Source organism: Vibrio sp. V30_P3S12P165, assembly GCF_009904905.1.
GTDB classification, from domain to species: domain Bacteria; phylum Pseudomonadota; class Gammaproteobacteria; order Enterobacterales; family Vibrionaceae; genus Vibrio; species Vibrio fujianensis.
On the sequence record NZ_WXWH01000003.1, the window covers coordinates 1 to 22,003 of the forward strand.

Annotated in this window: 21 protein-coding genes; 3 read left to right on the forward strand and 18 right to left on the reverse strand. The window is 43.3% G+C overall.

Features of this window, described 5'->3' with window-relative positions; genetic code table 11:
- Window positions 1–465: 465 nt before the first annotated feature.
- Genes hemG through CAG57_RS00315 form a run of 3 tightly spaced genes read right to left on the reverse strand, consistent with a single transcriptional unit; the run spans window position 466 to window position 3,113 of the window.
- Entirely contained in the window at window positions 466–990 is a 525-nt protein-coding gene (gene hemG / locus CAG57_RS00305; RefSeq protein WP_099610284.1) for a menaquinone-dependent protoporphyrinogen IX dehydrogenase, read from the reverse strand.
- A gap of 10 nt (window positions 991–1,000) precedes the next feature.
- Complete coding sequence (locus CAG57_RS00310; RefSeq protein ID WP_099610285.1) at window positions 1,001–2,458, reverse strand: TrkH family potassium uptake protein; 1,458 nt, start codon at window positions 2,456–2,458, stop codon at window positions 1,001–1,003.
- A gap of 31 nt (window positions 2,459–2,489) precedes the next feature.
- Window positions 2,490–3,113 (reverse strand): YigZ family protein, encoded by a 624-nt coding sequence (locus CAG57_RS00315; RefSeq protein ID WP_161428566.1) that lies wholly within the window; start codon window positions 3,111–3,113, stop codon window positions 2,490–2,492.
- Between the two features lie 217 nt (window positions 3,114–3,330).
- On the opposite strand from CAG57_RS00315, the gene fadB reads away from it, so the two are divergent.
- Together fadB and fadA are read left to right on the forward strand one after the other, a co-directional pair.
- Window positions 3,331–5,502, forward strand: a complete 2,172-nt coding sequence (fadB, locus tag CAG57_RS00320) for a fatty acid oxidation complex subunit alpha FadB (protein WP_161428567.1) — start codon at window positions 3,331–3,333, stop codon at window positions 5,500–5,502.
- 27 nt (window positions 5,503–5,529) lie between these two features.
- Window positions 5,530–6,693 (forward strand): acetyl-CoA C-acyltransferase FadA, encoded by a 1,164-nt coding sequence (fadA, locus tag CAG57_RS00325; RefSeq protein WP_161428568.1) that lies wholly within the window; start codon window positions 5,530–5,532, stop codon window positions 6,691–6,693.
- Between the two features lie 49 nt (window positions 6,694–6,742).
- Here the strand turns inward: fadA and punR are convergent, their stop codons facing one another.
- Window positions 6,743–7,651: a DNA-binding transcriptional activator PunR gene (punR, locus tag CAG57_RS00330; RefSeq protein WP_161428569.1), complete on the reverse strand. Its 909-nt coding sequence runs from the start codon at window positions 7,649–7,651 to the stop codon at window positions 6,743–6,745.
- Between the two features lie 155 nt (window positions 7,652–7,806).
- Between punR and punC the strand changes: the two genes are divergently transcribed.
- Complete coding sequence (gene punC, locus CAG57_RS00335) at window positions 7,807–9,009, forward strand: purine nucleoside transporter PunC (RefSeq protein ID WP_161428570.1); 1,203 nt, start codon at window positions 7,807–7,809, stop codon at window positions 9,007–9,009.
- Window positions 9,010–9,060: 51 nt separating this feature from the next.
- On the opposite strand, the gene glmU is transcribed toward punC, so the two are convergent.
- From glmU to mnmG, 14 genes are all read right to left on the reverse strand, one after another.
- Window positions 9,061–10,419, reverse strand: coding sequence for a bifunctional UDP-N-acetylglucosamine diphosphorylase/glucosamine-1-phosphate N-acetyltransferase GlmU (gene glmU / locus CAG57_RS00340; RefSeq protein ID WP_161428571.1), 1,359 nt, complete (start codon window positions 10,417–10,419; stop codon window positions 9,061–9,063).
- Between the two features lie 141 nt (window positions 10,420–10,560).
- The gene (locus tag CAG57_RS00345; RefSeq protein WP_099610290.1) at window positions 10,561–10,986 is read right to left on the reverse strand and encodes a F0F1 ATP synthase subunit epsilon; all 426 of its coding nucleotides are present in this window, start codon (window positions 10,984–10,986) and stop codon (window positions 10,561–10,563) included.
- Window positions 10,987–11,010: 24 nt separating this feature from the next.
- On the reverse strand, window positions 11,011–12,414 hold the full coding sequence (gene atpD, locus CAG57_RS00350; RefSeq protein ID WP_099610291.1) for a F0F1 ATP synthase subunit beta: 1,404 nt from the start codon (window positions 12,412–12,414) through the stop codon (window positions 11,011–11,013).
- A gap of 28 nt (window positions 12,415–12,442) precedes the next feature.
- Window positions 12,443–13,306, reverse strand: a complete 864-nt coding sequence (gene atpG / locus CAG57_RS00355; RefSeq protein WP_099610292.1) for a F0F1 ATP synthase subunit gamma — start codon at window positions 13,304–13,306, stop codon at window positions 12,443–12,445.
- A 34-nt stretch (window positions 13,307–13,340) separates the two neighbouring features.
- A complete protein-coding gene (gene atpA, locus CAG57_RS00360) occupies window positions 13,341–14,882 on the reverse strand; it encodes a F0F1 ATP synthase subunit alpha (RefSeq protein ID WP_099610293.1) in 1,542 nt (513 codons plus the stop codon).
- Between the two features lie 17 nt (window positions 14,883–14,899).
- Window positions 14,900–15,430 carry a F0F1 ATP synthase subunit delta gene (locus CAG57_RS00365; RefSeq protein ID WP_099610294.1) on the reverse strand — a complete coding sequence of 177 codons (531 nt, stop codon included), beginning with the start codon at window positions 15,428–15,430 and terminating at the stop codon, window positions 14,900–14,902.
- Between the two features lie 14 nt (window positions 15,431–15,444).
- Complete coding sequence (gene atpF, locus CAG57_RS00370; protein WP_099610295.1) at window positions 15,445–15,915, reverse strand: F0F1 ATP synthase subunit B; 471 nt, start codon at window positions 15,913–15,915, stop codon at window positions 15,445–15,447.
- Between the two features lie 69 nt (window positions 15,916–15,984).
- Window positions 15,985–16,200 carry a F0F1 ATP synthase subunit C gene (atpE, locus tag CAG57_RS00375; RefSeq protein WP_071178281.1) on the reverse strand — a complete coding sequence of 72 codons (216 nt, stop codon included), beginning with the start codon at window positions 16,198–16,200 and terminating at the stop codon, window positions 15,985–15,987.
- Between the two features lie 44 nt (window positions 16,201–16,244).
- Window positions 16,245–17,069, reverse strand: a complete 825-nt coding sequence (atpB, locus tag CAG57_RS00380; protein WP_099610296.1) for a F0F1 ATP synthase subunit A — start codon at window positions 17,067–17,069, stop codon at window positions 16,245–16,247.
- Window positions 17,062–17,466: an ATP synthase subunit I gene (locus tag CAG57_RS00385; RefSeq protein ID WP_099610297.1), complete on the reverse strand. Its 405-nt coding sequence runs from the start codon at window positions 17,464–17,466 to the stop codon at window positions 17,062–17,064. The genes atpB and CAG57_RS00385 overlap by 8 nt, the downstream gene beginning before the upstream one ends.
- A gap of 158 nt (window positions 17,467–17,624) precedes the next feature.
- A complete protein-coding gene (locus CAG57_RS00390) occupies window positions 17,625–18,521 on the reverse strand; it encodes a ParB/RepB/Spo0J family partition protein (RefSeq protein WP_161428572.1) in 897 nt (298 codons plus the stop codon).
- 23 nt (window positions 18,522–18,544) lie between these two features.
- Window positions 18,545–19,318, reverse strand: coding sequence for a ParA family protein (locus CAG57_RS00395; RefSeq protein WP_099610299.1), 774 nt, complete (start codon window positions 19,316–19,318; stop codon window positions 18,545–18,547).
- Window positions 19,319–19,332: 14 nt separating this feature from the next.
- On the reverse strand, window positions 19,333–19,965 hold the full coding sequence (gene rsmG / locus CAG57_RS00400) for a 16S rRNA (guanine(527)-N(7))-methyltransferase RsmG (RefSeq protein ID WP_099610300.1): 633 nt from the start codon (window positions 19,963–19,965) through the stop codon (window positions 19,333–19,335).
- On the reverse strand, window positions 19,962–21,860 hold the full coding sequence (gene mnmG, locus CAG57_RS00405) for a tRNA uridine-5-carboxymethylaminomethyl(34) synthesis enzyme MnmG (protein ID WP_099610301.1): 1,899 nt from the start codon (window positions 21,858–21,860) through the stop codon (window positions 19,962–19,964). Before mnmG ends, rsmG begins: the two co-directional genes overlap by 4 nt.
- Window positions 21,861–22,003 lie beyond the last annotated feature (143 nt).

The window sequence follows — 22,003 nt, forward strand, 5'->3', positions numbered from 1 at the left end:
CGACCGGCTCAATGAATACTGATAAGTTTCTAGGCTCTAGAAGCTAGTTCCTAGAAAACTTGAATTGACTGTGCTCGATACCGTTCTCTAAAAGAGATAAGTATCAAATTGGTCACTCAGTTCATTGATAAATCTTTTTGATTATCATCAACGAGTGCCCACACAGATTGATTGGTTTAAATTGTTAAAGAGCGTTCTTACCGCTTGGCTTACGCCATATCGGAAGAGGCGGTAATTTTAACGAGATAAACGCCGGTGTCAAACACTTTTTACGTTTATTTTTTCAGGAGTTACCCTTTTAAAATCACCTGCTGCTTCAGTCAGCGTTGAGACGCTTTCCTGCGACAGCGAGGCGGCATTATAGAGATCGACATCACATTAGCAAGTGTTTTTTATTGCTTTTTTTGCCAGCCAACACTGACTGATGATAAAAGCAGCACAACTCGATAAAACTCACTTTTCTATTTACATTTTTGCAAATCTTTCACTAAATAAAGCAACTTTATTCCAGTTGGTGTACTCAACTTCTTTTGAAGTATCCGTTTCTCCACCAGTTAACTGCATAATAAATCGAATCATTACTTTGTCGAAAAAACGGTAGCGTGGATAATAAAGTGCTCCAGCAAACACGCCAATCAAATTGGGGTGCCAAGGCGATTTTTTCAAAAAAGTCTGAATATAGACACTACCTTCTGGTGTATCTTTATTTTGTTCTTCTTTGCGAGCGGTTAAGTTTACGCAAATAAATGCAGCTTTAACTTTAGTTAATTGCGTTGCATGTCGCTCAATAAACGCATATAGCTTTTGACTAAGATGACCATAACGAATGGATGCACCAATCAACACCTTATCATAGGCCTGTAAGTCCACAGAATCACATTGATGAAGATCTCGAATATCACAATGGTCTTGATGAAGCTTTTCTGCAATAAATCGCAGTATCTTTTGGGTTTGTCCTTCTCTTGAGGAATACAACATCAGTACTTTCACAAAACGATCCTCAGCTACGCCAAAATGTTGGCGTTAACAATATTAATAAGGTAAAAACTTCTAGTCGCCCAAATAACATGGATACCACTAGAATCCATTTAGCTGCATCATTGATATTACCAAAATGAGCAGCAACTTCACCTAAACCAGGCCCCAAATTATTAAGAGTTGCAGCAACGGCAGAAAAGGCACTTAATTCGTCCATTCCTGTAAAAATGAGAGCTAGCATACATACAACAAAAACCAACGTATAAGCTGAAAAAAAGCCCCACACAGCATCGACCACTCTTTGAGGTAGCGCTCTTTCACCTAACTTAATGGGATAAATAGCCCTAGGATGCACAAGTCGCTTCATTTCTCGAGCACCTTGTAAAGTAAGCAGGAAAACTCGAATAACCTTCATTCCCCCTCCCGTAGAACCCGCACATCCACCAATGAACGAAGAAAAGAGTAGTAAAACAGGTAAAAATAATGGCCACTCTGCAAAACTGGTGGTCGTGAATCCCGCAGTGGTTGATATCGATACCGTTTGAAACAGAGTGACATCGAATGCCTCATATATTGAATCGTAAGTATGGTGTTTTAATATCACCAAAAAACAACTCATAAATAGCAAGCCTTGAATGGCAAGAAAAGCTCGGAACTCCCTATCTGCCCAATAATATTTAGGATGGATACCACCACTGGTAAATGCAGCATAATGCAAGGTAAAATTACAAGCGGATATGAGCAAAAAAACCACCGTAATTAAATTTATCGCATAGCTATCAAAATAACCCATGCTCGCATCATGGGTTGAAAACCCACCGATTGCTATGGTTGAAAAACTGTGACAAATAGCATCAAACAAACTCATGCCTGCGAACCAAAAAGAGGCAGCACAAACAACCGTCAAACTAAGATAGATGTACCAAAGCGCTTTTGCTGTTTCAGCAATTCGCGGGGTAACTTTATTATCTTTAACTGGGCCTGGGATTTCGGCACGATACAACTGCATCCCTCCAATGCCTAATACAGGCAGAATGGCAACCGCAAGAACGATAATTCCCATACCACCAAACCATTGTAAAAATTGCCGATAAAATAAAATCGCTTTAGGTAAATCATCCAAGCCGACAATCACCGTTGCTCCTGTGGTCGTTAAAGCGGAAAACGATTCAAAAAAAGCATCCGGTACTGATACATTGGGATTATTTGCTAACAAGAAAGGAAGAGCGCCGGCGCTACCAATGACAGTCCAAAATAAAACAACAATTAGGAAACCATCTCGAGCCTTAAGTTCATGCTTATGATGTCGGTTAGGAACCCATAGTATGGTACCTAAAAATAGTAAGACAAAAAATGTAGAGATGAACGGAACCCCTGCTCCATCCCCGTAGATCAAAGCAACCGTTGCGGGTATAAGCATAGAGACGCTAAACAGGGCAAGTAATAACCCCACGATCCGAGTAATAGAACGAAATTGCATAACAAAATAGTGAAGCTTTGCTTCTGACTTCCTAAGTATGTACTACGTGGGTAACAAGAATTTTTGCACTGCTCTTGTTGATAATATTTTGAGTAAAAACATCTACAGCGACGCAAGGTAATTCAATAATAATCGCAACCATTTCTCCATATTGAGCTTCAATTTGTACGGCCTCATATTGCTCCATTATTGATTGAGCAAGGGCGAGTAAATTGTAGTCTAACGTTAGTGATAATTTTGTGGTGATTTTTTTCTCATTTATTTGAAGCCGCTTGAGTGCTTGTTGAACTCCACCACCATAAGCCTTAACCAGTCCACCGGTGCCTAAACGAATTCCTCCATAATATCGTGTGACAACGGCAGTAATTTCTCCAATACCAGAGCCTGCAAGCTGGGCCAGCATAGGCTTACCAGCCGTTCCCGAAGGCTCGCCATCGTCACTACAGCCCCATAACGTTGAATTTTCTGGCGGACCAGCAATAAATGCCGAGCAATTATGCCTAGCGTCGACATGCCGCGCTTTTATCGTTGCAATAAAAGCTTTAGCAGCTTCTATGCTTGGGGTATGGGCTAAGTATGTGATAAAGCGACTCTTTTTGATCTCCTCTTCAAATAGAACAGGGGTCGCTGGAATCGAGTAAGGCTGAAAATTCATATCTCAATGATAAACAATAAAAGGGCTGCCAGTGTATCACGAGCAAAAAAAAGACGCTTAGGATTGGTAACAAGCGCACAATGTTAAACAGTTGTTTAAAAAATGTGTTGAAAATAATTCATCCTCAGTACACACTAAACTCACTGGTCTAACCAGAACATGAATACAACAAAAACTCTCACACACAATCATCGATTGTATGTCACGGAGATAGACAATGATTTACCAAGCTAACACCCTACAGGTAAAAGAATTACAAGATGGCATCGTAGAATTAAGTTTTTGCTCTTCAGAGTCCGTCAATAAACTTGATCTTGCAACGTTGAACTCACTCAATGAAGCATTGGATGCTCTATATAATTATTCTGGACTAAAAGGGCTGATTCTTACATCCGATAAAGCAAGCTTTATCGTCGGGGCAGACATTACTGAATTTTTAGGTTTATTCGAACTGCCTAATGAAGAGCTTGATCAATGGTTACGTTTTGCGAATAACATCTTTAATAAACTCGAAGACCTACCTGTGCCTACGCTATCAGCATTGACAGGGTTTACCCTTGGTGGCGGTTGTGAGTGTGTACTCGCCACTGACTTTAGAATTGGGGACAAGTCAACCAGCATTGGATTACCAGAAACTAAACTCGGTATTATGCCTGGCTTTGGTGGCACGGTACGCTTACCACGTATCATTGGCGCAGATAGCGCCATGGAAATCATCACCCAAGGTAAATCCTGCCGAGCTGAGGAAGCACTAAAACTAGGACTACTGGATGCGATAGTCGATCCTGATAAATTACTCGATTCCGCGCTTACGACCATTCAACAAGCAATCAACGAAAAAATAGACTGGGTAGCTCGCCGCAAACAAAAGACTGCGCCGCTGACACTCAGTAAAGTTGAAAGCATGATGAGCTTTACCATGGCAAAAGGTGTTGTTGCTCAAGTCGCTGGTAAACATTATCCCGCGCCAATGACCGCGGTAGTCACCATTGAACAAGCCGCGCGTAGCGCACGCGATGAAGCACTGGATATTGAACGTCAGCACTTCATCAAATTGGCGAAATCAACCGAAGCCCAAGCGCTAGTGGGTCTCTTTTTAAATGATCAACATATTAAAGGATTAGCGAAACAATCGGCTAAATCAGCCAGCCAAGATACCCTACGAGCAGCGGTATTGGGTGCCGGAATTATGGGAGGCGGTATCGCTTACCAATCTGCCAGTAAAGGTGTGCCAGTCTTGATGAAAGATATCGCTCAGCCTTCACTCGACCTAGGCATGACCGAAGCCGCTAAACTACTCAATAAGCAATTAGAACGTGGCAAAATTGATGGTTTTAAAATGGCAGGAGTTATTGCTGCTATCACCCCGAGCTTACACTATGCAGGTATAGAACAGGCTGATGTGGTTGTTGAAGCGGTCGTCGAGAATCCTAAAGTTAAAGCAGCGGTGTTGAGCGAAGTTGAAAGCCAAGTTTCGGATAACACGATCATTACGTCCAACACGTCAACTATTCCGATTAATTTACTCGCCAAATCACTGAAACGCGCAGAGAACTTCTGTGGGATGCACTTTTTCAATCCTGTGCATCGTATGCCATTAGTTGAGATCATCCGTGGCGAGAAAACCTCTGACGATACCATTAATCGTGTTGTCGCTTATGCGGCCAAAATGGGTAAATCACCGATCGTGGTTAATGATTGTCCGGGCTTTTTCGTTAATCGTGTTCTGTTCCCTTACTTCGGTGGTTTCAGCTTACTATTACGCGATGGTGCTGATTTCACTCAAATCGATAAAGTTATGGAACGTCAGTTTGGTTGGCCAATGGGCCCAGCATATTTGCTCGACGTAGTTGGCCTTGATACCGCCCATCACGCACAAGCGGTCATGGCAGAAGGTTTCCCTGAACGAATGGGTAAACAAGGCCGTGATGTCATCGATGTGCTTTATGAAGCAAATAAATATGGCCAAAAAAATGGTCATGGCTTCTATAGCTACTCGATAGATAAAAAAGGCAAACCGAAGAAAAATTTCTCGGATGACGTTTTACCTCTTCTTGCTGACGTCTGCGCCAGCCCACAGTCTTTTGAAGCTCAAACGATCATTGAACGAATGATGATTCCGATGATCAACGAAGTCGTGCTATGTCTAGAAGAGGGAATTATTGCTTCTCCTCAAGAAGCCGATATGGCCTTGGTCTACGGTTTAGGATTCCCTCCATTCCGTGGTGGGGTTTTCCGCTACCTCGATACCATCGGTTTAGAGCAATACATTGCGATGGCCAGACAGCATCAGCATTTAGGCGCGATGTATCACCTACCACAACTGTTACTGGATATGGCAGAAAAAGGACAGCGCTTTTACCCTATCCCAGCTCCAGCTTCTTTATAAACAGTGATTTGGAAAAGGAATGACAAAATGAATACTGTAGTGATTGTTGATTGCCTTCGTACGCCAATGGGACGTTCGAAAGGCGGAGCATTTCGCCACCAGCGCGCTGAAGATCTCTCGGCTCATCTAATGAAAGGAATATTGGCTCGTAACCCACAAGTCAATCCACAAGAGATCGAAGACATTTATTGGGGTTGTGTACAACAAACCTTAGAACAAGGGTTTAACGTCGCTCGTAATGCGGCTTTACTTGCCGGTCTACCGGTAGATATTGGTGCGGTAACCGTCAACCGTTTGTGCGGCTCATCGATGCAAGCTTTACATGATGCAGCTCGTGCGATTATGGTCGGCGATGCTGACATTTGCTTGGTCGGCGGTGTAGAGCATATGGGCCACGTACCGATGAATCATGGGGTAGATTTCCATCCTGGTTTATCAAAAAACGTTGCCAAAGCCGCTGGTATGATGGGCTTAACCGCAGAGATGCTTGGTAAGATTCATGGTATCAGTAGAGAGCAACAAGATGCTTTCGCGGCTCGTTCTCATCAACGCGCTCAAGCCGCAACCGTCGAAGGCCGTTTTAAAAATGAGATTTTACCGACCGAAGGTCATAGCACTGATGGGACCTTATTTACGCTAGATTATGATGAAGTCATCCGCCCGGAAACCACCGTTGAAGGTTTGGCAGAACTGCGTCCAGTTTTTGATCCCGCCAATGGCACCGTGACGGCTGGCTCTTCATCTGCTCTTTCTGATGGCGCATCAGCTATGCTGATCATGAGTGAAGCCAAAGCTAAAGCCTTAGGACTCACCATTCGCGCTAAAGTAAAATCAATGGCGATTGCCGGTTGCGATCCATCGATTATGGGTTACGGCCCAGTTCCCGCCTCGCATAAAGCTCTGAAACGCGCAGGGCTCACTATGAATGAGATTGATTTGGTTGAGTTAAATGAAGCCTTTGCCGCCCAATCTCTGCCTTGTGCAAAAGATCTTGGTTTGATGGATTTAGTCGATGAGAAAGTCAACTTAAACGGTGGGGCAATTGCTTTAGGCCATCCTTTAGGCTGCTCAGGAACCCGCATTTCCACAACATTGATCAACCTCATGGAAGCGAAAGACGCTAAATATGGTCTGGCTACGATGTGTATTGGTCTAGGTCAAGGCATAGCAACGATTTTTGAACGTCCTTAGACGTTGGTTTATGTTTGAAGAGCCAGTTTAATCACTGGCTCTTCTTTTTTTAAACGTCGGTTTTTAACCAATCGTGATGTAACTGCTTACTCTCTCCTAAATAATCGATCATCCAGTTGATTAACTTATGGTTATCATCTTTACGCCATACTAAACAGCATTGACTCAATGGCACATTGTCGGGTAGATCCCTTTCTACTAACTGACCTGAAACCAATAGAGGTTGAGCCATATGGCTAGGCATAAATCCAACCCCTAAGCCTTGCTTTAAACACTCGGTCGCACTATACCAATTAGGCAGTAGCAAACGCCTTTGCTTAGGATAGTGCCCGGTATGACGCTTTGGTAAAACACTGGATGTATCATCCAAGCAGATCGCAGGATACCGGCTGACTAATTCTTCGGTTAATAACTCAACCTGTGCACAGGGATGATCAGGAGCCATCACAAAAACCCAATCCAGCACCCCCATATCACGGACTTCAAAGTCACCACCGACCGGTACAGCAGAGGTTGCGCCAATCACAATATCGGCTCGCCCTTGTGCTATCGCTTCCCAAGAACCATTGAATACTTCCATATTGATCTGTAACTCAGCAAAATCAAATGTTTGATAGAAATCTTCTACCAAAGGTTTGATTCGATCCAATTTCACTACATTATCAAGTGTCAATTTAAGCGTTCGTTGCCAACCATGCGCAGCCCGTTTCGTTTGAGCCTTAATATCCTCCATTTGTCGTAATAACTGTCGCGCTTCAACCATAAACAGTTCACCCGCGACGGTCATTTCAACCTTTCTTGGTAAACGGCGAAATAATACAACCCCCAACTCCGTTTCTACTTGACGAACACTGTAGCTGATCGCTGAAGGAACTTTATGTAGCACCGCTGCCGCCGCAGTAAAACTTCCGAGCCTCGCCACCGTATCTAACATTTCTAGTGATGCTTTTGAAAACATACCCACCATACCAATCAATTTTTTTGAACGATAACTAACAATTTTCGCGTTTTATTTCCGGAGAGATAAAAAATAAAATAAACATCCTTACATATCCTAGCTATCAATAACAGATACTAAGAAAAAATGAATTAATTTTTTTGATGGGAATTAAAATGAACATCTCGCCTTTACAGCTATTTTATCTTTCTGCTCTTTCGATGCTCGGTTTTATCGCTACCGATATGTATCTCCCTGCTTTTAAGATCATGGAACATGATTTTGCGACAGGCCCCGAACAAATCGCACTCTCTCTGACGGTTTTTCTGATGGGCATGGCAATTGGACAGCTACTATGGGGATTAGCTTCAGATAAATTCGGCCATCGAAATACTTTGATTGTGGGATTATTTGTCTTTACCCTAGCCTCGTGCGGGCTAGCTTTCAGCGAACAAGTTTGGCAATTACTCGGATTACGCTTTATTCAAGCGATCGGTGTTTGTGCCCCTGCTGTCATCTGGCAAGCAATGGTAATTAAGCGCTATCCGAGCCGCGTGAGCCAACAAATTTTCGCAACCATCATGCCTCTCGTTGCTTTATCACCTGCATTAGCGCCTCAATTAGGGGTATTACTGACAAATCATTTTGGTTGGCATAGTATCTTTTTTGTTTTAACTATCATGGGGATAGTTTTAATAGTAAGTACACGCTTACAAGAAAATGTTATCTCCGAAGCCAAAACAACATCCATTAAACAAGACATAAAATTTTTATTCAGCTGCCGAGCTTACTTAGGTAATGTCATGATGTTTGCTTGTGCTTCTGCCGCGTTCTTTGCCTATTTAACAGGTATGCCAGAAATTATGGCTCAGCTTGGTTATGAAGCGAAAGACATTGGCATGAGCTTTATTCCTCAAACCATTGCTTTTATGGCTGGTGGATACTTAGGTAAGCGGTATGTAAATAAATATGGTGATGCAAAAGTACTGAAACAACTGCTGATTCTGTTTACGGTATCAACGGTCTCTATTTTTATCGCTTCGCAATGGACACTGACCTCTATCTGGCCGATTCTCGCACCATTTTGTTTAATTGCTGTCGCCAATGGGGCCTTGTATCCTATCGTGGTTAATCGAGCCCTTTCCAGTGCCAAGCAGAGTCCAGCCACCGCTGCAGGACTACAAAATAGCTTACAAATCTGTGCCGCAAGCTTAGCGAGTGCACTCGTAGCAACCCTTGCGAGTCAAGCGCAAATGGTGACTGGAATCGCCATTATGATCTGTATGTTTGGCCTATGGGTTGGCTATATTGTTGCCAATAAACACTTGAGCCAACATTTCACAACACCCGATAATGCCCGCGTAGTACAAGATAAATAGCCTTAGATAGAAAAATAGCCAGCGTAATACTGGCTATTTTTACAAAATCATTTATTTTTTTACTGGCCGTTGCCAACCTGTAATTTTCTTTTCTTTCGCACGAGTAATGACTAACTCACCTTGAGCAACATTTTTCGTCAGTGTGGTTCCAGCTCCAATTGTCGCTCCGTTGTCAATGGTAACAGGGGCAACTAATTGGCTGTCAGAGCCAACAAACACATCATCGCCAATAATGGTTTTGAATTTGTTTGCACCATCATAATTACACGTAATAACTCCCGCGCCGATATTCACTCGTTGGCCAATTTCGGCATCCCCGAGATAGGTTAAATGGTTGGCCTTTGAACCTTCACCTAAACGAGCATTTTTCATCTCTACAAAATTACCAACATGCGCATCATCACGCAGCTCAGCTCCGGGGCGTAAACGGCTAAATGGGCCAACGGTACAATGTTCACCAATCGTAGCGCCTTCAATCACACTGTAAGGACGAATCACGGTATTGTCGTCAATTTCACAGTCTTTCAAAATAGAACCAGCTCCAATGACAACATTATTACCGATTGATACCTGACCTTCGATTAATACATTCACATCAATTTCAACGTCAGTACCACACTGCAATTCACCACGCAGATCAAAACGAGCAGGATCTCTCAGCATAACGCCTTGCTCTAAAAGTAAATTCGCTTGACGAGCTTGAAAAGCACGCTCTAAACGCGCTAATTGAATGCGATCATTAACCCCTTCCACTTCGATCGAGCTGGCTGGGTGCACCGCTTCGACCGCACGCCCTTCATCATGAGCGGCAGCAATCACATCCGTTAAATAGTATTCCCCTTGAGCATTATTATTATTGAGCCCTGCTAGCCAACGTTTTAAATCTCCACCGGTTGCAACCATTACCCCTGTGTTGATTTCCTTGATGAGCTTTTGTTCTTCTGATGCATCTTTTTGCTCAACAATAGCAACCACAGGGCCATTTTTACGAACAATACGTCCGTAACCGGTTGGGTTATCCAGCACAACTGTCAATAATGCAATCCCCCCGGTGGGCTGAGCTTCAAGCAAGCTTTCTATAGTTTGCTCTGAGATGAGTGGCACATCACCGTATAAAATCAATATTTTTTCGTCATCTCTAAAGTGTTCTGATGCTTGATCAACCGCATGACCTGTCCCTAACTGCTCAGCTTGTAGCACCCAATTAACCGGCTCATCAACTAATGCCTGCTGCATCCGTTCACCACCATGACCGTAAACAAGGTGAATATTATGAGCGCCTAAGCCATAACAGGTATCAATTACATGTTTGACCATCGGTTTACCGGCTAACGAGTGCAATACTTTCGGGATATTAGAGTGCATGCGTGTACCTTTGCCTGCGGCGAGAATCACTGCGCTAAATTTCATGAGCTACCTATGACGTTGTAAATATGAGCCGCATTTTAGCGGCTAACCGTGGTCGTGTTAATTTATTGGGATAAATTTCTGATAAAAAATAAGCAAAAAGGCGACCTTTGGCCGCCTTTTATGATTACGTACTGAAGATTCTCAGCGACGCTTTCTTGTCAACTCAATTACTCGTAGCTGAGCAATCGCTTTAGCCAGTTCACTCGATGCTTGTGCAAAATTCACATCACCATGGTTTTCATTTAGCATTTCTTCCGCGGAACGTTTTGCTTCTGCTGCTTTCGCTTCATCAAGCTCTTCGGCGCGGATAGCTGTATCTGCCAAAATCGTTACATCATTCGGTTGAACTTCAAGTATGCCACCAGAAAGGTAGATAATTTCTTCTTCACCTTTAATGGTTACAATGCGCACCATGCCCGGTCTGATGAAAGTCAGTAAGGGCATATGACCGGCTAAAACACCTAAATCTCCGCTTTCACCCGAGACTTGAATAGTGCGTGCTAAGCCGGAGAATATCCGCTTCTCAGCACTGACTACATCCAAGTTAAAGGTTACTGATGCTGTCATAAAGCCTCCTTGGAGATTTGAGCGTTATAGCTTTTTGGCATTCTCTATCGCATCGTCAATCGTACCGCAGTACATAAACGCTTGCTCAGGAATGTCATCATAATCGCCGGCTAATAAGCCTTTAAAGCCACGTAAAGTTTCTTTAAGTGGTACGTAAATACCAGGGTCACCCGTAAAGACTTCCGCTACGTGGTAAGGCTGAGTTAAGAAACGTTCAATCTTACGCGCACGAGCCACTAATTGCTTATCAGATTCAGACAACTCGTCCATACCTAGAATGGCAATGATATCTTTCAGCTCTTTATAACGCTGTAGTGTTGACTGAACACCACGAGCCACATCGTAATGCTCTTGACCAACCACTAATGGATCCAACATACGAGATGTTGAATCTAATGGGTCAACGGCTGGGTATAACCCCATCGCAGCGATGTTACGGTTAAGTACCACCGTTGCATCCAAGTGAGCAAATGTTGTTGCTGGTGATGGGTCTGTTAAGTCATCAGCTGGCACGTATACTGCCTGAACGGAAGTAATTGAACCGGTCTTTGTCGATGTAATACGTTCTTGTAGAACACCCATTTCTTCAGCAAGCGTTGGTTGATAACCTACCGCAGAAGGCATACGACCAAGTAACGCTGATACTTCCGTTCCCGCTAGGGTATAGCGGTAGATGTTATCGATAAATAGCAGTACATCACGACCTTCATCACGGAACTTTTCCGCCATCGTCAAACCCGTCAAAGCAACACGTAGACGGTTACCTGGTGGCTCGTTCATCTGGCCATAGACCATTGCCACTTTTGACTCTTCTGGTTTTTCGATGTTAACAACACCCGCTTCCTGCATCTCATGGTAGAAGTCGTTACCCTCACGAGTCCGCTCTCCAACCCCAGCAAATACCGATAAACCTGAGTGTTGTAACGCAATGTTGTTGATAAGTTCCATCATGTTAACGGTCTTACCCACACCAGCGCCACCAAATAGACCGATTTTACCGCCTTTCGCAAACGGACAGATCAGGTCGATAACTTTAACGCCTGTTTCAAGCAGTTCAGTTACATTTGATTGCTCTTCATAGCTTGGCGCAGCGCGGTGAATAGAATAAACATCTTCTGCACCAATTTCGCCGCGTTCGTCAATCGCATCACCGAGTACGTTCATGATACGACCAAGGGTTTTCATCCCCACTGGTACTGATATTGGAGCGCCGGTGTTTTCTACTGACATTCCACGACGTAAACCATCTGAGCTACCCATTACGATACAGCGAACAATGCCGCCGCCCAGCTGTTGCTGAACTTCCAGCACAAGACGTTCTTTTGCGTCCTGAACATTCAGTGCATCATAAACACTAGGTACTGAGCTCTGTGGAAACTCTACGTCGACTACCGCACCGATGATCTGTACGATCTTACCTGTAGCCATCGTTAATCCTCTAGTCTGTTAATTACCTTTAAACCGCCGAAGCGCCGCCAACAATCTCTGATAGCTCTTGGGTAATCGCCGTTTGACGGGCTTTGTTATACACCAATTCTAAGTCATCAATCAGATTTCCAGCGTTATCTGATGCTGCTCTCATTGCTACCATCCGAGCAGACATTTCACACGCTAAATTCTCAACCACCGCCTGATAGACTTGAGCTTCGATATAACGAGTCATCAGTGTATTGAGTAGTTTTTTCTGATCAGATTCAAACATATAACTCCAAGCATGTTTAAATTCTGATTCATCTTGCGTTTTCGGCAAAGGCAACAATTGATCCATCTTTGGTTGTTGAGTCATCGAGTTAATAAACTCGTTGAATACTAAGTACAAACGATCGATTTCACCTTTTTGATACTTTTTAAGCATCACACTGATAGAACCGATTAAATCGTCTAACTCAGGTTCATCACCGACCCCAGTCTTTTGTGCGACGATTTTTGCACCTATGCTACGAAAGTAAGAACTGCCCTTACTTCCGATCACAGCAATATCAACCTCACTACCACGGCTTGAATACTCATGCATATGAGCAACGGCTTTTTTAAACATATTGATGTTTAATCCACCACACAAGCCGCGATCGGTTGAAACGATAATATACCCAACACGTTTAGCTTCACGTTCTTCTAAGTAAGGATGTTTATACTCCAAAGTACCGTTAGCTAAATGACCAATGACTTTACGAATTATTTTTGAATATGGACGAGGCCCTTCCATTGCATCTTGAGTCCGACGCATTTTAGAAGCCGCTACCATTTCCATTGCTTTAGTAATCTTCTGAGTGCTTTTGACACTCCCAATCTTACTACGAATCTCTTTTGTATTGGCCATCGTTACTCTCCGTTAATTACAATGTAGGTTGTAATTACCAAGTCTGAGTTGCTTTGAAATCTTCCACCAATTTTTTAAGTTTGGCTTCGATCTCATCGTTATAAGCACCCGTCTTGTCAATTTCTGCTTTAAACTCAGCATATTGAGAATGAGCATACGACAGAAGTGAAGATTCAAAATCCAACACTTTATTTAATTCGATATCGTTCAAATAACCACGTTCAGCGGCAAAAATAACCAACGCCTGATCAAAGACTGACATCGGTGCATACTGCTTCTGCTTCATCAATTCAGTCACTTTTTGACCATGATTTAGCTGACGTTTGGTCGCTTCATCGAGATCGGAAGCAAACTGAGCGAATGCCGCTAGTTCACGATACGCCGCTAGTGCGGTACGAATACCACCAGACAGTTTCTTGATGATCTTCGTTTGTGCAGCACCACCAACCCGAGAAACAGAAATACCAGGGTCAACCGCTGGGCGAATCCCCCCGTTAAACAATTCGGTTTGTAGGAAGATCTGACCATCGGTAATCGAAATTACGTTGGTTGGAACGAAAGCAGAAACATCACCCGCTTGAGTTTCAATAATCGGCAGCGCCGTCAAAGAACCCGTTTTGCCTTTTACTTCACCCTGAGTAAAGCGCTCTACGTACTCTTCACTAACACGAGCAGCACGCTCAAGCAAACGCGAGTGGAGATAGAATACGTCACCCGGGAAAGCTTCACGACCCGGTGGACGACGTAGCAGTAATGAAATTTGACGATAAGCTACCGCTTGTTTAGATAAATCATCATAAACAATCAGTGCATCTTCACCACGATCGCGGAAATACTCACCCATCGCACAACCTGAATAAGGTGCAAGATATTGTAGCGCGGCAGACTCAGACGCAGATGCCACAACAACAATGGTATTTTTTAACGCGTCATGCTCTTCTAATTTACGTACCACGTTAGCAATGGTTGACGCTTTTTGGCCAATCGCAACGTAAATAGAAAAGATGCCAGAATCTTTCTGGTTAATAATCGCATCAATTGCGAGTGCAGTTTTACCGGTTTGGCGGTCACCGATAATCAACTCACGTTGACCTCGACCGATAGGAATCATCGCATCAACAGATTTATAACCCGTTTGAACAGGTTGATCGACCGATTTACGATCAATAACCCCAGGCGCAATCACTTCTACAGGAGATGTTAATTTTGCGTCAATTGGGCCTTTACCATCAATCGGTTCACCCAATGTGTTCACCACACGACCAAGAAGCTCAGGACCAACGGGAACTTCTAGAATACGCCCAGTTCCGGTCACTTTCATGCCTTCGCTCAAATCCGTATATGGCCCCATCACAACCGCACCAACAGAGTCACGCTCCAAGTTCAGTGCCAGTGCATAGTAGCCACCCGGTAATTCAATCATTTCACCTTGCATCACGTCCGCTAGGCCGTGGATACGGATGATACCATCGCTTACCGATACGATAGTACCTTCATTGCGAGCATCAGAAACAACGTTGAAACCTTCAATTCGCTTTCTAATGATTTCGCTGATTTCCGTGGAATTAAGTTGCATTGCTCCAATTCCCCTAATTAAGACTTCATCACGTCTTTCAGACGATTAATACGACCCAGTAACGAGTTGTCGAGGATGCTATCCCCTACTCGAATAACGGCTCCGCCAATAAGATTGCTGTCAACTTGGCAATTCAGCTTCACTTTACAGTCATAGCGTTTTTCTAAGTTACTGGTTAAAGTTTCAACCTGTTCATCGCTTAACTCATAAGAGGTCACTACTTTCACTTCTTTTGTACCAGAAGATGCGGTAGCCAACTTTTGAAACTGCTGAGATATATCACCGAGCACCGCCATACGACGATTTTCCATCAACACCTGTAAAAAGTTACACATAGGTTGATCAAACTGCTCACCCGCGACATCTGAATAAACCTGCACTAATTGCTCAGGTTGTAAACTAAATGCAGCTGACGATAATTCAGGTACCAACGACATTGTTTTCGCCAGTTCAAGCATTGCTGACCATTGATCAACCACACCATGCTCACTAGCGTAACTAAATGCAGCCTTAGCATATGGACGAGCAATCGTTGTCAAATCCGACATACAAATGCCCTCCTTTATAGCTTCGCAGATATACTATCAAGTATGTCTTGGTTAGCTGCCTGATCGACGGTGCGCTGTACAATTTTCTCAGCCGCCAATAAAGCAAGTGAAGACACCTCTTTTTGCAGCTCATTACGAGCTCGCATCATTTGCGCTTCCAATTCTGCCTTACCTTGAGCCAAGATATGCTCACGCTCTTGCGCCGCTTCTTGACGAGCTTCATCTAAAATTTGGGCTTTGCGTTTATTCGCTTGCTCAATGATGACTAGCGCCTCTTGTTTTGCACTTTTTAGCTGATCTGCTGCATTACTTTTAGCCAAATTCAAGGCTTTATCAGCACGCTCAGCAGAAGCTAAGCCGTCAGCAATTTTTTTCTGACGTTCTTCAATGGCTCTCATCAAAGGAGGCCATACATACTTCATGCAGAACCAAACAAAGATTAAAAATGCGATGGTTTGGCCCAACAGAGTTGCATTGATATTCACACTAACTCTCCTTTATTTTGCTTCTGTTTACCCAATCATCTTTGCGTTGGGTGACACAAAAAGGACTAGTTATGCAAACAACATGTACATTGCGATACCTACACCAATCATAGGAACCGCATCAAGAAGACCGGCGATGATAAACATGTTGGTTTGTAGAATTGGAGCCATTTCTGGTTGACGAGCAACAGATTCTAGGAATTTACCGCCTAGGATTGCAAAGCCAATACCAGTCGCTAGAGCACACATACCAAGTAGTAGAGCAACAACGAAATAAGTTTCCATAATAAAAGTATCTCCAGGTTTATTGGGTTGTTTAAATTAAGAGTTTAATGAGAGTCATTACTTGCCATACTGAGATACACAATCGTCAGCATCATAAAAATAAAGGCTTGTAGCGTAATAATCAAAATATGGAAGATGGCCCAAATGACATGAGCGATAACACCTAAGCCACCGAGTACGAATCCTGCACCATAAGTGATTGCGATCAAAATAAAGATCAACTCACCTGCGTACATGTTACCGTACAAACGTAACGAGAGTGATATCGGTTTTGCCAATAATGACACCGTCTCAAGAACAAAGTTGAAAGGAATTAACGACCAATGGTTAATTGGATGTAAAGTAAACTCCTTCACAAATCCCTTGAATCCTTTGTATTTGATGTAATAAGCAATTACCAGCAGTAATACGCCTATTGCTAGCGACAGAGTTATATTCAAGTTCACCGTAGGGAGAAGTTTGAAATAATCGACGCCTGCCAATTTCATGGCTTCAGGAACATAATCCACTGGCACTAAATCCATTAAGTTCATCAGGAATATCCAGACGAAAATGGTTAATGCCAAGGGAGCGACCAACTTATCCTTGCCATGAAAAGTTCCTTTGACTAGCTCATCGACTTGCTCTATGAGCATTTCGACAAAGCATTGCCATTTACCCGGAACTCCCGTGGTTGCATTTTTCCCAACACGATAAAACAACCACAAAAACAGCACGCCTAGACTCACTGAGATCAATAAGGCATCCCAGTTTAACGTCCAAAATCCAGCATCCACACAACCGTGGTTTGTGGTGATGTTACCATCAACCAAACAAACTTGAGCGCTTGAAAGGTGGTGCTGAATATATTCCTTCGGAGTATCAGCCATGGTGGTTCCCATTTTTTGCGGTAAGTAGTATTGGTGCTATCCAAAAAACCAGCAATGTTAATTTATAACCTGACATCATGGCACCAGGATGATGCACATCTGTTAAATTAAAAATTAACACAAACATAGTCACGGTTAACACCAGCTTCAAAGCCCACCCCATCATAATAAAGCCAAGCAAAACGGTACCGTCTGCATTGGCCTTTGGGAGGAAGGCAAACAGTGTATAGACATAGTTACCCATCACGGCAATCGCTCCACCTTTTAAAATAAAGCGTGCCTGATTGGGGCCCCAGTACATATACGTCACGCCTCCGATCAGCAGTAAGAAAACAAGCTGAAGGTGAACAATTCGAAATGCCGCCTTTGCTTGCCAACTTTGTCCTGCTATAAACATCAAAAGCCCCTGTTTTCTGTATCACTCATCCAACGGGATAAAGTTAATAAAACTTTACAACTCGGTGAAAAAAGCTTCAAAATTATATATATGTAGCGTAAAAACTCAACTTAAAGCAGGTGAACTAAGCCACAGAAAAAACATTCTGTCAGCTATATTTACGAGACAATCGTATCTAATTGTTTCAACAAATGGTTCAACTGTTCCTGATCGGTAAAATCGATCACAACACGACCTTTTCCACTTGCTTGTAATTGTATCGCCATTGGTGTTTTTAATCGTTCAGCAATGGCATTCAATTGTTGCTCGACCTCTTTCGCAAGGTCTGTTTTGGGTGACTTTTTCTTTTCTTCGTGATTTAACCAACGTTTCACCAAAACCTCTGCTTGACGCACGGTTAAATGCTTTTTTACCATCTCTTCAGCGCACGTTATCTGCTGCTCAGCTGTTAAGGCTAATAGTGTTCGAGCATGCCCCATTTCGAGTTGTTTATTTTCAACCAGTCGTTTAACTTCATCATGTAATTGATTCAGGCGCAAAAGATTACTAACCGTAGCGCGTGATTTACCAATCACATCGGCCACTTGTTGGTGAGTCAGTTTGAATTCATCTTGTAGCCTTTCTAGCGCTTGAGCTTCTTCAATCACATTAAGATCTTCACGCTGAATATTTTCGATCAAGGCCATCGCGATCGCCGCTCGATCATCCACTCGTTTGATCAAACATGGAACTTGTTTTAATCCGGCTTGTTTTGCTGCGCGCCAACGTCGTTCACCGGCGATGATTTCAAAACCACCAAACTCTAAAGGCCTAACGACAATCGGTTGAATAATACCTTGCGAATGAATAGAAGCAGCGAGTTCTTCTAGTGCTTCTGGCGACATGTCTTTACGTGGCTGATAAATACCTGGTGTAAGGCTAGTGATGGTCAGTTCAGTTAGCTCGCCATCTGCTGACATCGCTTGGCTATGCGAAGCGACCTGCTGCTTTTCTCTTGCCATGGAACTGGTAGCAAGCAAAGCATCTAATCCTTTTCCTAAGCCACGTTTAGACATGTAAGATTGTTCCTTTTTCGGTGTTATGCAGGGATTTCTTCACGACGCAACATCTCGCCCGCTAAAGCGAGGTAAGCTTTAGCTCCTGCGGAGTACTTATCATAATACATTGCTGGCTTACCATAACTGGGCGCTTCAGCAAGACGTACATTACGAGGAATGACCGTACGGTAAACTTTATTACCAAAATGTTTTTTTAACTGGTCAGAAACTTCGTTCGCTAGCCGATTACGTGGATCATACATGGTTCTAAGTAAACCTTCGATCTTCAAATTATCATTCACCACAGCAGCTAACTTACTGATAGTATCCATTAAAGCGGTTAGTCCCTCTAATGCGAAGTACTCACATTGCATTGGCACCAGCACCGAATCAGCTGCTGCCATCGCGTTGATTGTAAGTAGATTTAAAGAGGGGGGGCAATCAATAAAGATGAAATCATAGTTATCACGAACTGCCGAGAGGGCGTTTTTCAAGCGAACTTCGCGCGCGAAAACCTCCATTAACTTAATTTCCGCGGCTGTCACATCACCATTAGCCGCAATTAAATCATAATGTCCAGATGTTTTACGACATACCACATCTTCAAACGGGGCTTCTTCAACCAATAACTCATATGCGGTTGCATCGACTTGATACTTATCTACACCACTAGCCATTGTTGCATTGCCTTGCGGATCGAGATCGACAACCAATACTTTACGTTTAGTTGCAGCCATAGATGCAGCTAAATTAATACAGGTTGTTGTTTTTCCCACGCCACCTTTCTGGTTGGCGATCGCTACAATTTTACCCACGGTATGCCTCGCTATTATTCCTTGCGCGATAAGATTACAAGATGACGCTCACCTTCCAACTCTGGAACATTCAAAGCTTTGATGTCGATCACACAACACCACTCTGGAAGTAGGGTTATCTCTTCTTCCGGATGCTGACCTTTGAGGGCTAAAAAGCGTCCACGCTCAGCGCAAGGTAGGTGTTGACACCACTCTACCATATCCAGCATAGAAGCAAAGGCTCGGCTAAGTACACCATCAAACCCTTGTTCCGGTTGGTACTGTTCGACTCGACTTTGTATTGGCGTAACATTACTGATCCCCAGATCATGCAGCGCTTGTTTAATAAAACGAATCCGTTTACCCAAACTATCCAACAACACAAAATGTTTATCTGGATTCATAATAGCCAGCGGAATACCTGGTAATCCAGGGCCCGTGCCAACATCGATAAAACGTTTACCCACTAAGTGTGGGCTTACCACTATACTATCAAGGATATGTTTCACCAACATATCCATTGGGTCTCGAACGGAGGTTAAGTTATACGCTTTATTCCATTTATTCAGTAGCTCAACATAACCGACCAATTGTTCTCGTTGCGACTCAGAAACAATAAGGTTGGTTTGCGCAATCAGCGCATCGAGTCTAACTTTTAATGGATTCATGACTCAGCCTCTCCCTTTTTTAGCAAACCATGCTTTTTCAGGTGCACGAGTAGGATGGAAATCGCTGCAGGCGTAATTCCTGAAATACGCGAGGCAATTCCAACCGTTTCCGGTTTAGACGCATTCAGTTTAGCAACCACCTCATTCGATAATCCTTTCACGGCTTTATAATCTAAATCAACCGGTAATTTAGTATGTTCATGGCGCAAAGATTTTTCAATTTCATCTTGCTGACGTTGAATATACCCTTCGTATTTAACCTGAATTTCAACCTGCTCAGCGGCCTGATGATCTTCTAAAGCGGGCGCAAAGGTAGGAAGAGAGGTTAACCGTTCATAAGTCATTTCAGGGCGGCGTAGTAAATCTTCACCGCTAGCTTCACGGGATATTGGTGTTTTTAATAAAGAATTCAGCGCATCGACCTCTTTTGACTGAGGATTCATCCACGTATCTTTTAAACGCTGACGCTCTTTATTCATATGATCAACTTTTTGATTAAAACGAGCCCAACGATCATCACTAATCAAACCTAATTGATATGCTTTTTCGGTTAGACGTAAATCTGCGTTATCTTCGCGCAGTAGTAAGCGATATTCAGCACGAGAAGTGAACATACGATAAGGTTCTTTTGTACCAATGGTAGAAAGATCGTCGATTAACACGCCCATATAAGCTTGATCTCGACGAGGGCTCCAGCCTTCTTTTTCTTGACTGTACAAGCTGGCGTTCAACCCTGCCATTAAGCCTTGCGCTGCTGCTTCTTCATAACCGGTGGTACCGTTGATCTGCCCAGCAAAGAACAGACCATGAACAAATTTGGTTTCATAGGTCTGTTTTAAATCGCGAGGATCGAAGAAATCGTATTCAATCGCATAGCCAGGTCGCACAATATGGGCATTTTCAAACCCTTTCATCGAACGAACAATTTGAACTTGAACATCAAAAGGTAAACTAGTGGAAATACCGTTTGGATATAGTTCAGTGGTAGTTAAACCTTCAGGTTCGATAAAAATTTGGTGGCTATTTTTATCCGCAAAACGCATCACTTTATCTTCGATGGATGGGCAATAGCGTGGGCCTATACCTTCAATAACACCCGCATACATTGGGCTACGATCCAAATTATTGCGGATCACATCGTGCGTTTTCTCGTTTGTGTGTGTGATAAAGCATGGGATCTGACGCGGATGATGATCACGCTTGCCCATAAATGAAAATACGGGCGTTGGATTATCACCGTGTTGCGCTTCCAGTACTGAGAAATCAACGCTATTTGCATCAATACGTGGTGGTGTGCCAGTTTTCAGACGATCCACTCGAAATGGCAATTCTCGCAAACGTTGTGCTAATGCGATCGATGGAGGATCCCCGGCTCGACCACCAGAAAAGTTTTCCAATCCAATGTGGATCTTACCACCTAGGAAAGTTCCTACCGTCAATACCACCGATCTGGCATGAAACTTTAGGCCCATTTGCGTGACAACACCACGCACATGATCGTTCTCGACAATAAGATCATCAGCAGCTTGCTGAAACAGCGTCAGGTTGGGGGTATTTTCCAAAGTATGACGAACATAAGCCTTATAAAGTGCTCGATCTGCCTGAGCTCGTGTAGCTCGAACAGCAGGGCCTTTCGAAGCATTAAGAGTTCTAAATTGAATACCTGCATGATCAATCGCTTCAGCCATTAATCCACCCATGGCATCCACTTCTTTCACTAAATGTCCTTTACCAATCCCTCCGATAGCAGGGTTACAGGACATCTGCCCTAATGTATCAATATTATGGGTAAGAAGTAACGTACGTTGGCCCGTACGAGCGGCTGCGAGAGCGGCTTCCGTTCCTGCGTGACCGCCACCAACCACAATGACGTCAAATGTTTCGTGATAAAGCATGAACGACCTCAGGTATTCATTGAGATAAACAAAAGAGCCGTATTCTACCTTCTTTCCAACAGCGAGAAAATCGCTTTTATGCTTTTTTCCAGAAAGCGGTAAATCAATTATATAAAAAAGATCTTATATAGAGATCTTCTATT

Excerpts from the sequence above, each read along its gene's own strand:
- glmU (WP_161428571.1), bottom strand. The coding sequence starts at position 10,419 with ATGAAATTTAGCGCAGTGATTCTCGCCGCAGGCAAAGGTACACGCATG.
- CAG57_RS00345 (WP_099610290.1), bottom strand. The coding sequence starts at position 10,986 with ATGACAGCATCAGTAACCTTTAACTTGGATGTAGTCAGTGCTGAGAAG.
- rsmG (WP_099610300.1), bottom strand. The coding sequence starts at position 19,965 with ATGAATCCATTAAAAGTTAGACTCGATGCGCTGATTGCGCAAACCAAC.
- fadA (WP_161428568.1), top strand. The coding sequence starts at position 5,530 with ATGAATACTGTAGTGATTGTTGATTGCCTTCGTACGCCAATGGGACGT.
- CAG57_RS00390 (WP_161428572.1), bottom strand. The coding sequence starts at position 18,521 with ATGTCTAAACGTGGCTTAGGAAAAGGATTAGATGCTTTGCTTGCTACC.
- punC (WP_161428570.1), top strand. The coding sequence starts at position 7,807 with ATGAACATCTCGCCTTTACAGCTATTTTATCTTTCTGCTCTTTCGATG.
- CAG57_RS00310 (WP_099610285.1), bottom strand. The coding sequence starts at position 2,458 with ATGCAATTTCGTTCTATTACTCGGATCGTGGGGTTATTACTTGCCCTG.
- CAG57_RS00385 (WP_099610297.1), bottom strand. The coding sequence starts at position 17,466 with ATGTTTATAGCAGGACAAAGTTGGCAAGCAAAGGCGGCATTTCGAATT.
- fadB (WP_161428567.1), top strand. The coding sequence starts at position 3,331 with ATGATTTACCAAGCTAACACCCTACAGGTAAAAGAATTACAAGATGGC.
- atpE (WP_071178281.1), bottom strand. The coding sequence starts at position 16,200 with ATGGAAACTTATTTCGTTGTTGCTCTACTACTTGGTATGTGTGCTCTA.
- mnmG (WP_099610301.1), bottom strand. The coding sequence starts at position 21,860 with ATGCTTTATCACGAAACATTTGACGTCATTGTGGTTGGTGGCGGTCAC.
- atpA (WP_099610293.1), bottom strand. The coding sequence starts at position 14,882 with ATGCAACTTAATTCCACGGAAATCAGCGAAATCATTAGAAAGCGAATT.
- atpB (WP_099610296.1), bottom strand. The coding sequence starts at position 17,069 with ATGGCTGATACTCCGAAGGAATATATTCAGCACCACCTTTCAAGCGCT.
- CAG57_RS00365 (WP_099610294.1), bottom strand. The coding sequence starts at position 15,430 with ATGTCGGATTTGACAACGATTGCTCGTCCATATGCTAAGGCTGCATTT.
- punR (WP_161428569.1), bottom strand. The coding sequence starts at position 7,651 with ATGTTTTCAAAAGCATCACTAGAAATGTTAGATACGGTGGCGAGGCTC.
- CAG57_RS00315 (WP_161428566.1), bottom strand. The coding sequence starts at position 3,113 with ATGAATTTTCAGCCTTACTCGATTCCAGCGACCCCTGTTCTATTTGAA.
- atpD (WP_099610291.1), bottom strand. The coding sequence starts at position 12,414 with ATGGCTACAGGTAAGATCGTACAGATCATCGGTGCGGTAGTCGACGTA.
- atpG (WP_099610292.1), bottom strand. The coding sequence starts at position 13,306 with ATGGCCAATACAAAAGAGATTCGTAGTAAGATTGGGAGTGTCAAAAGC.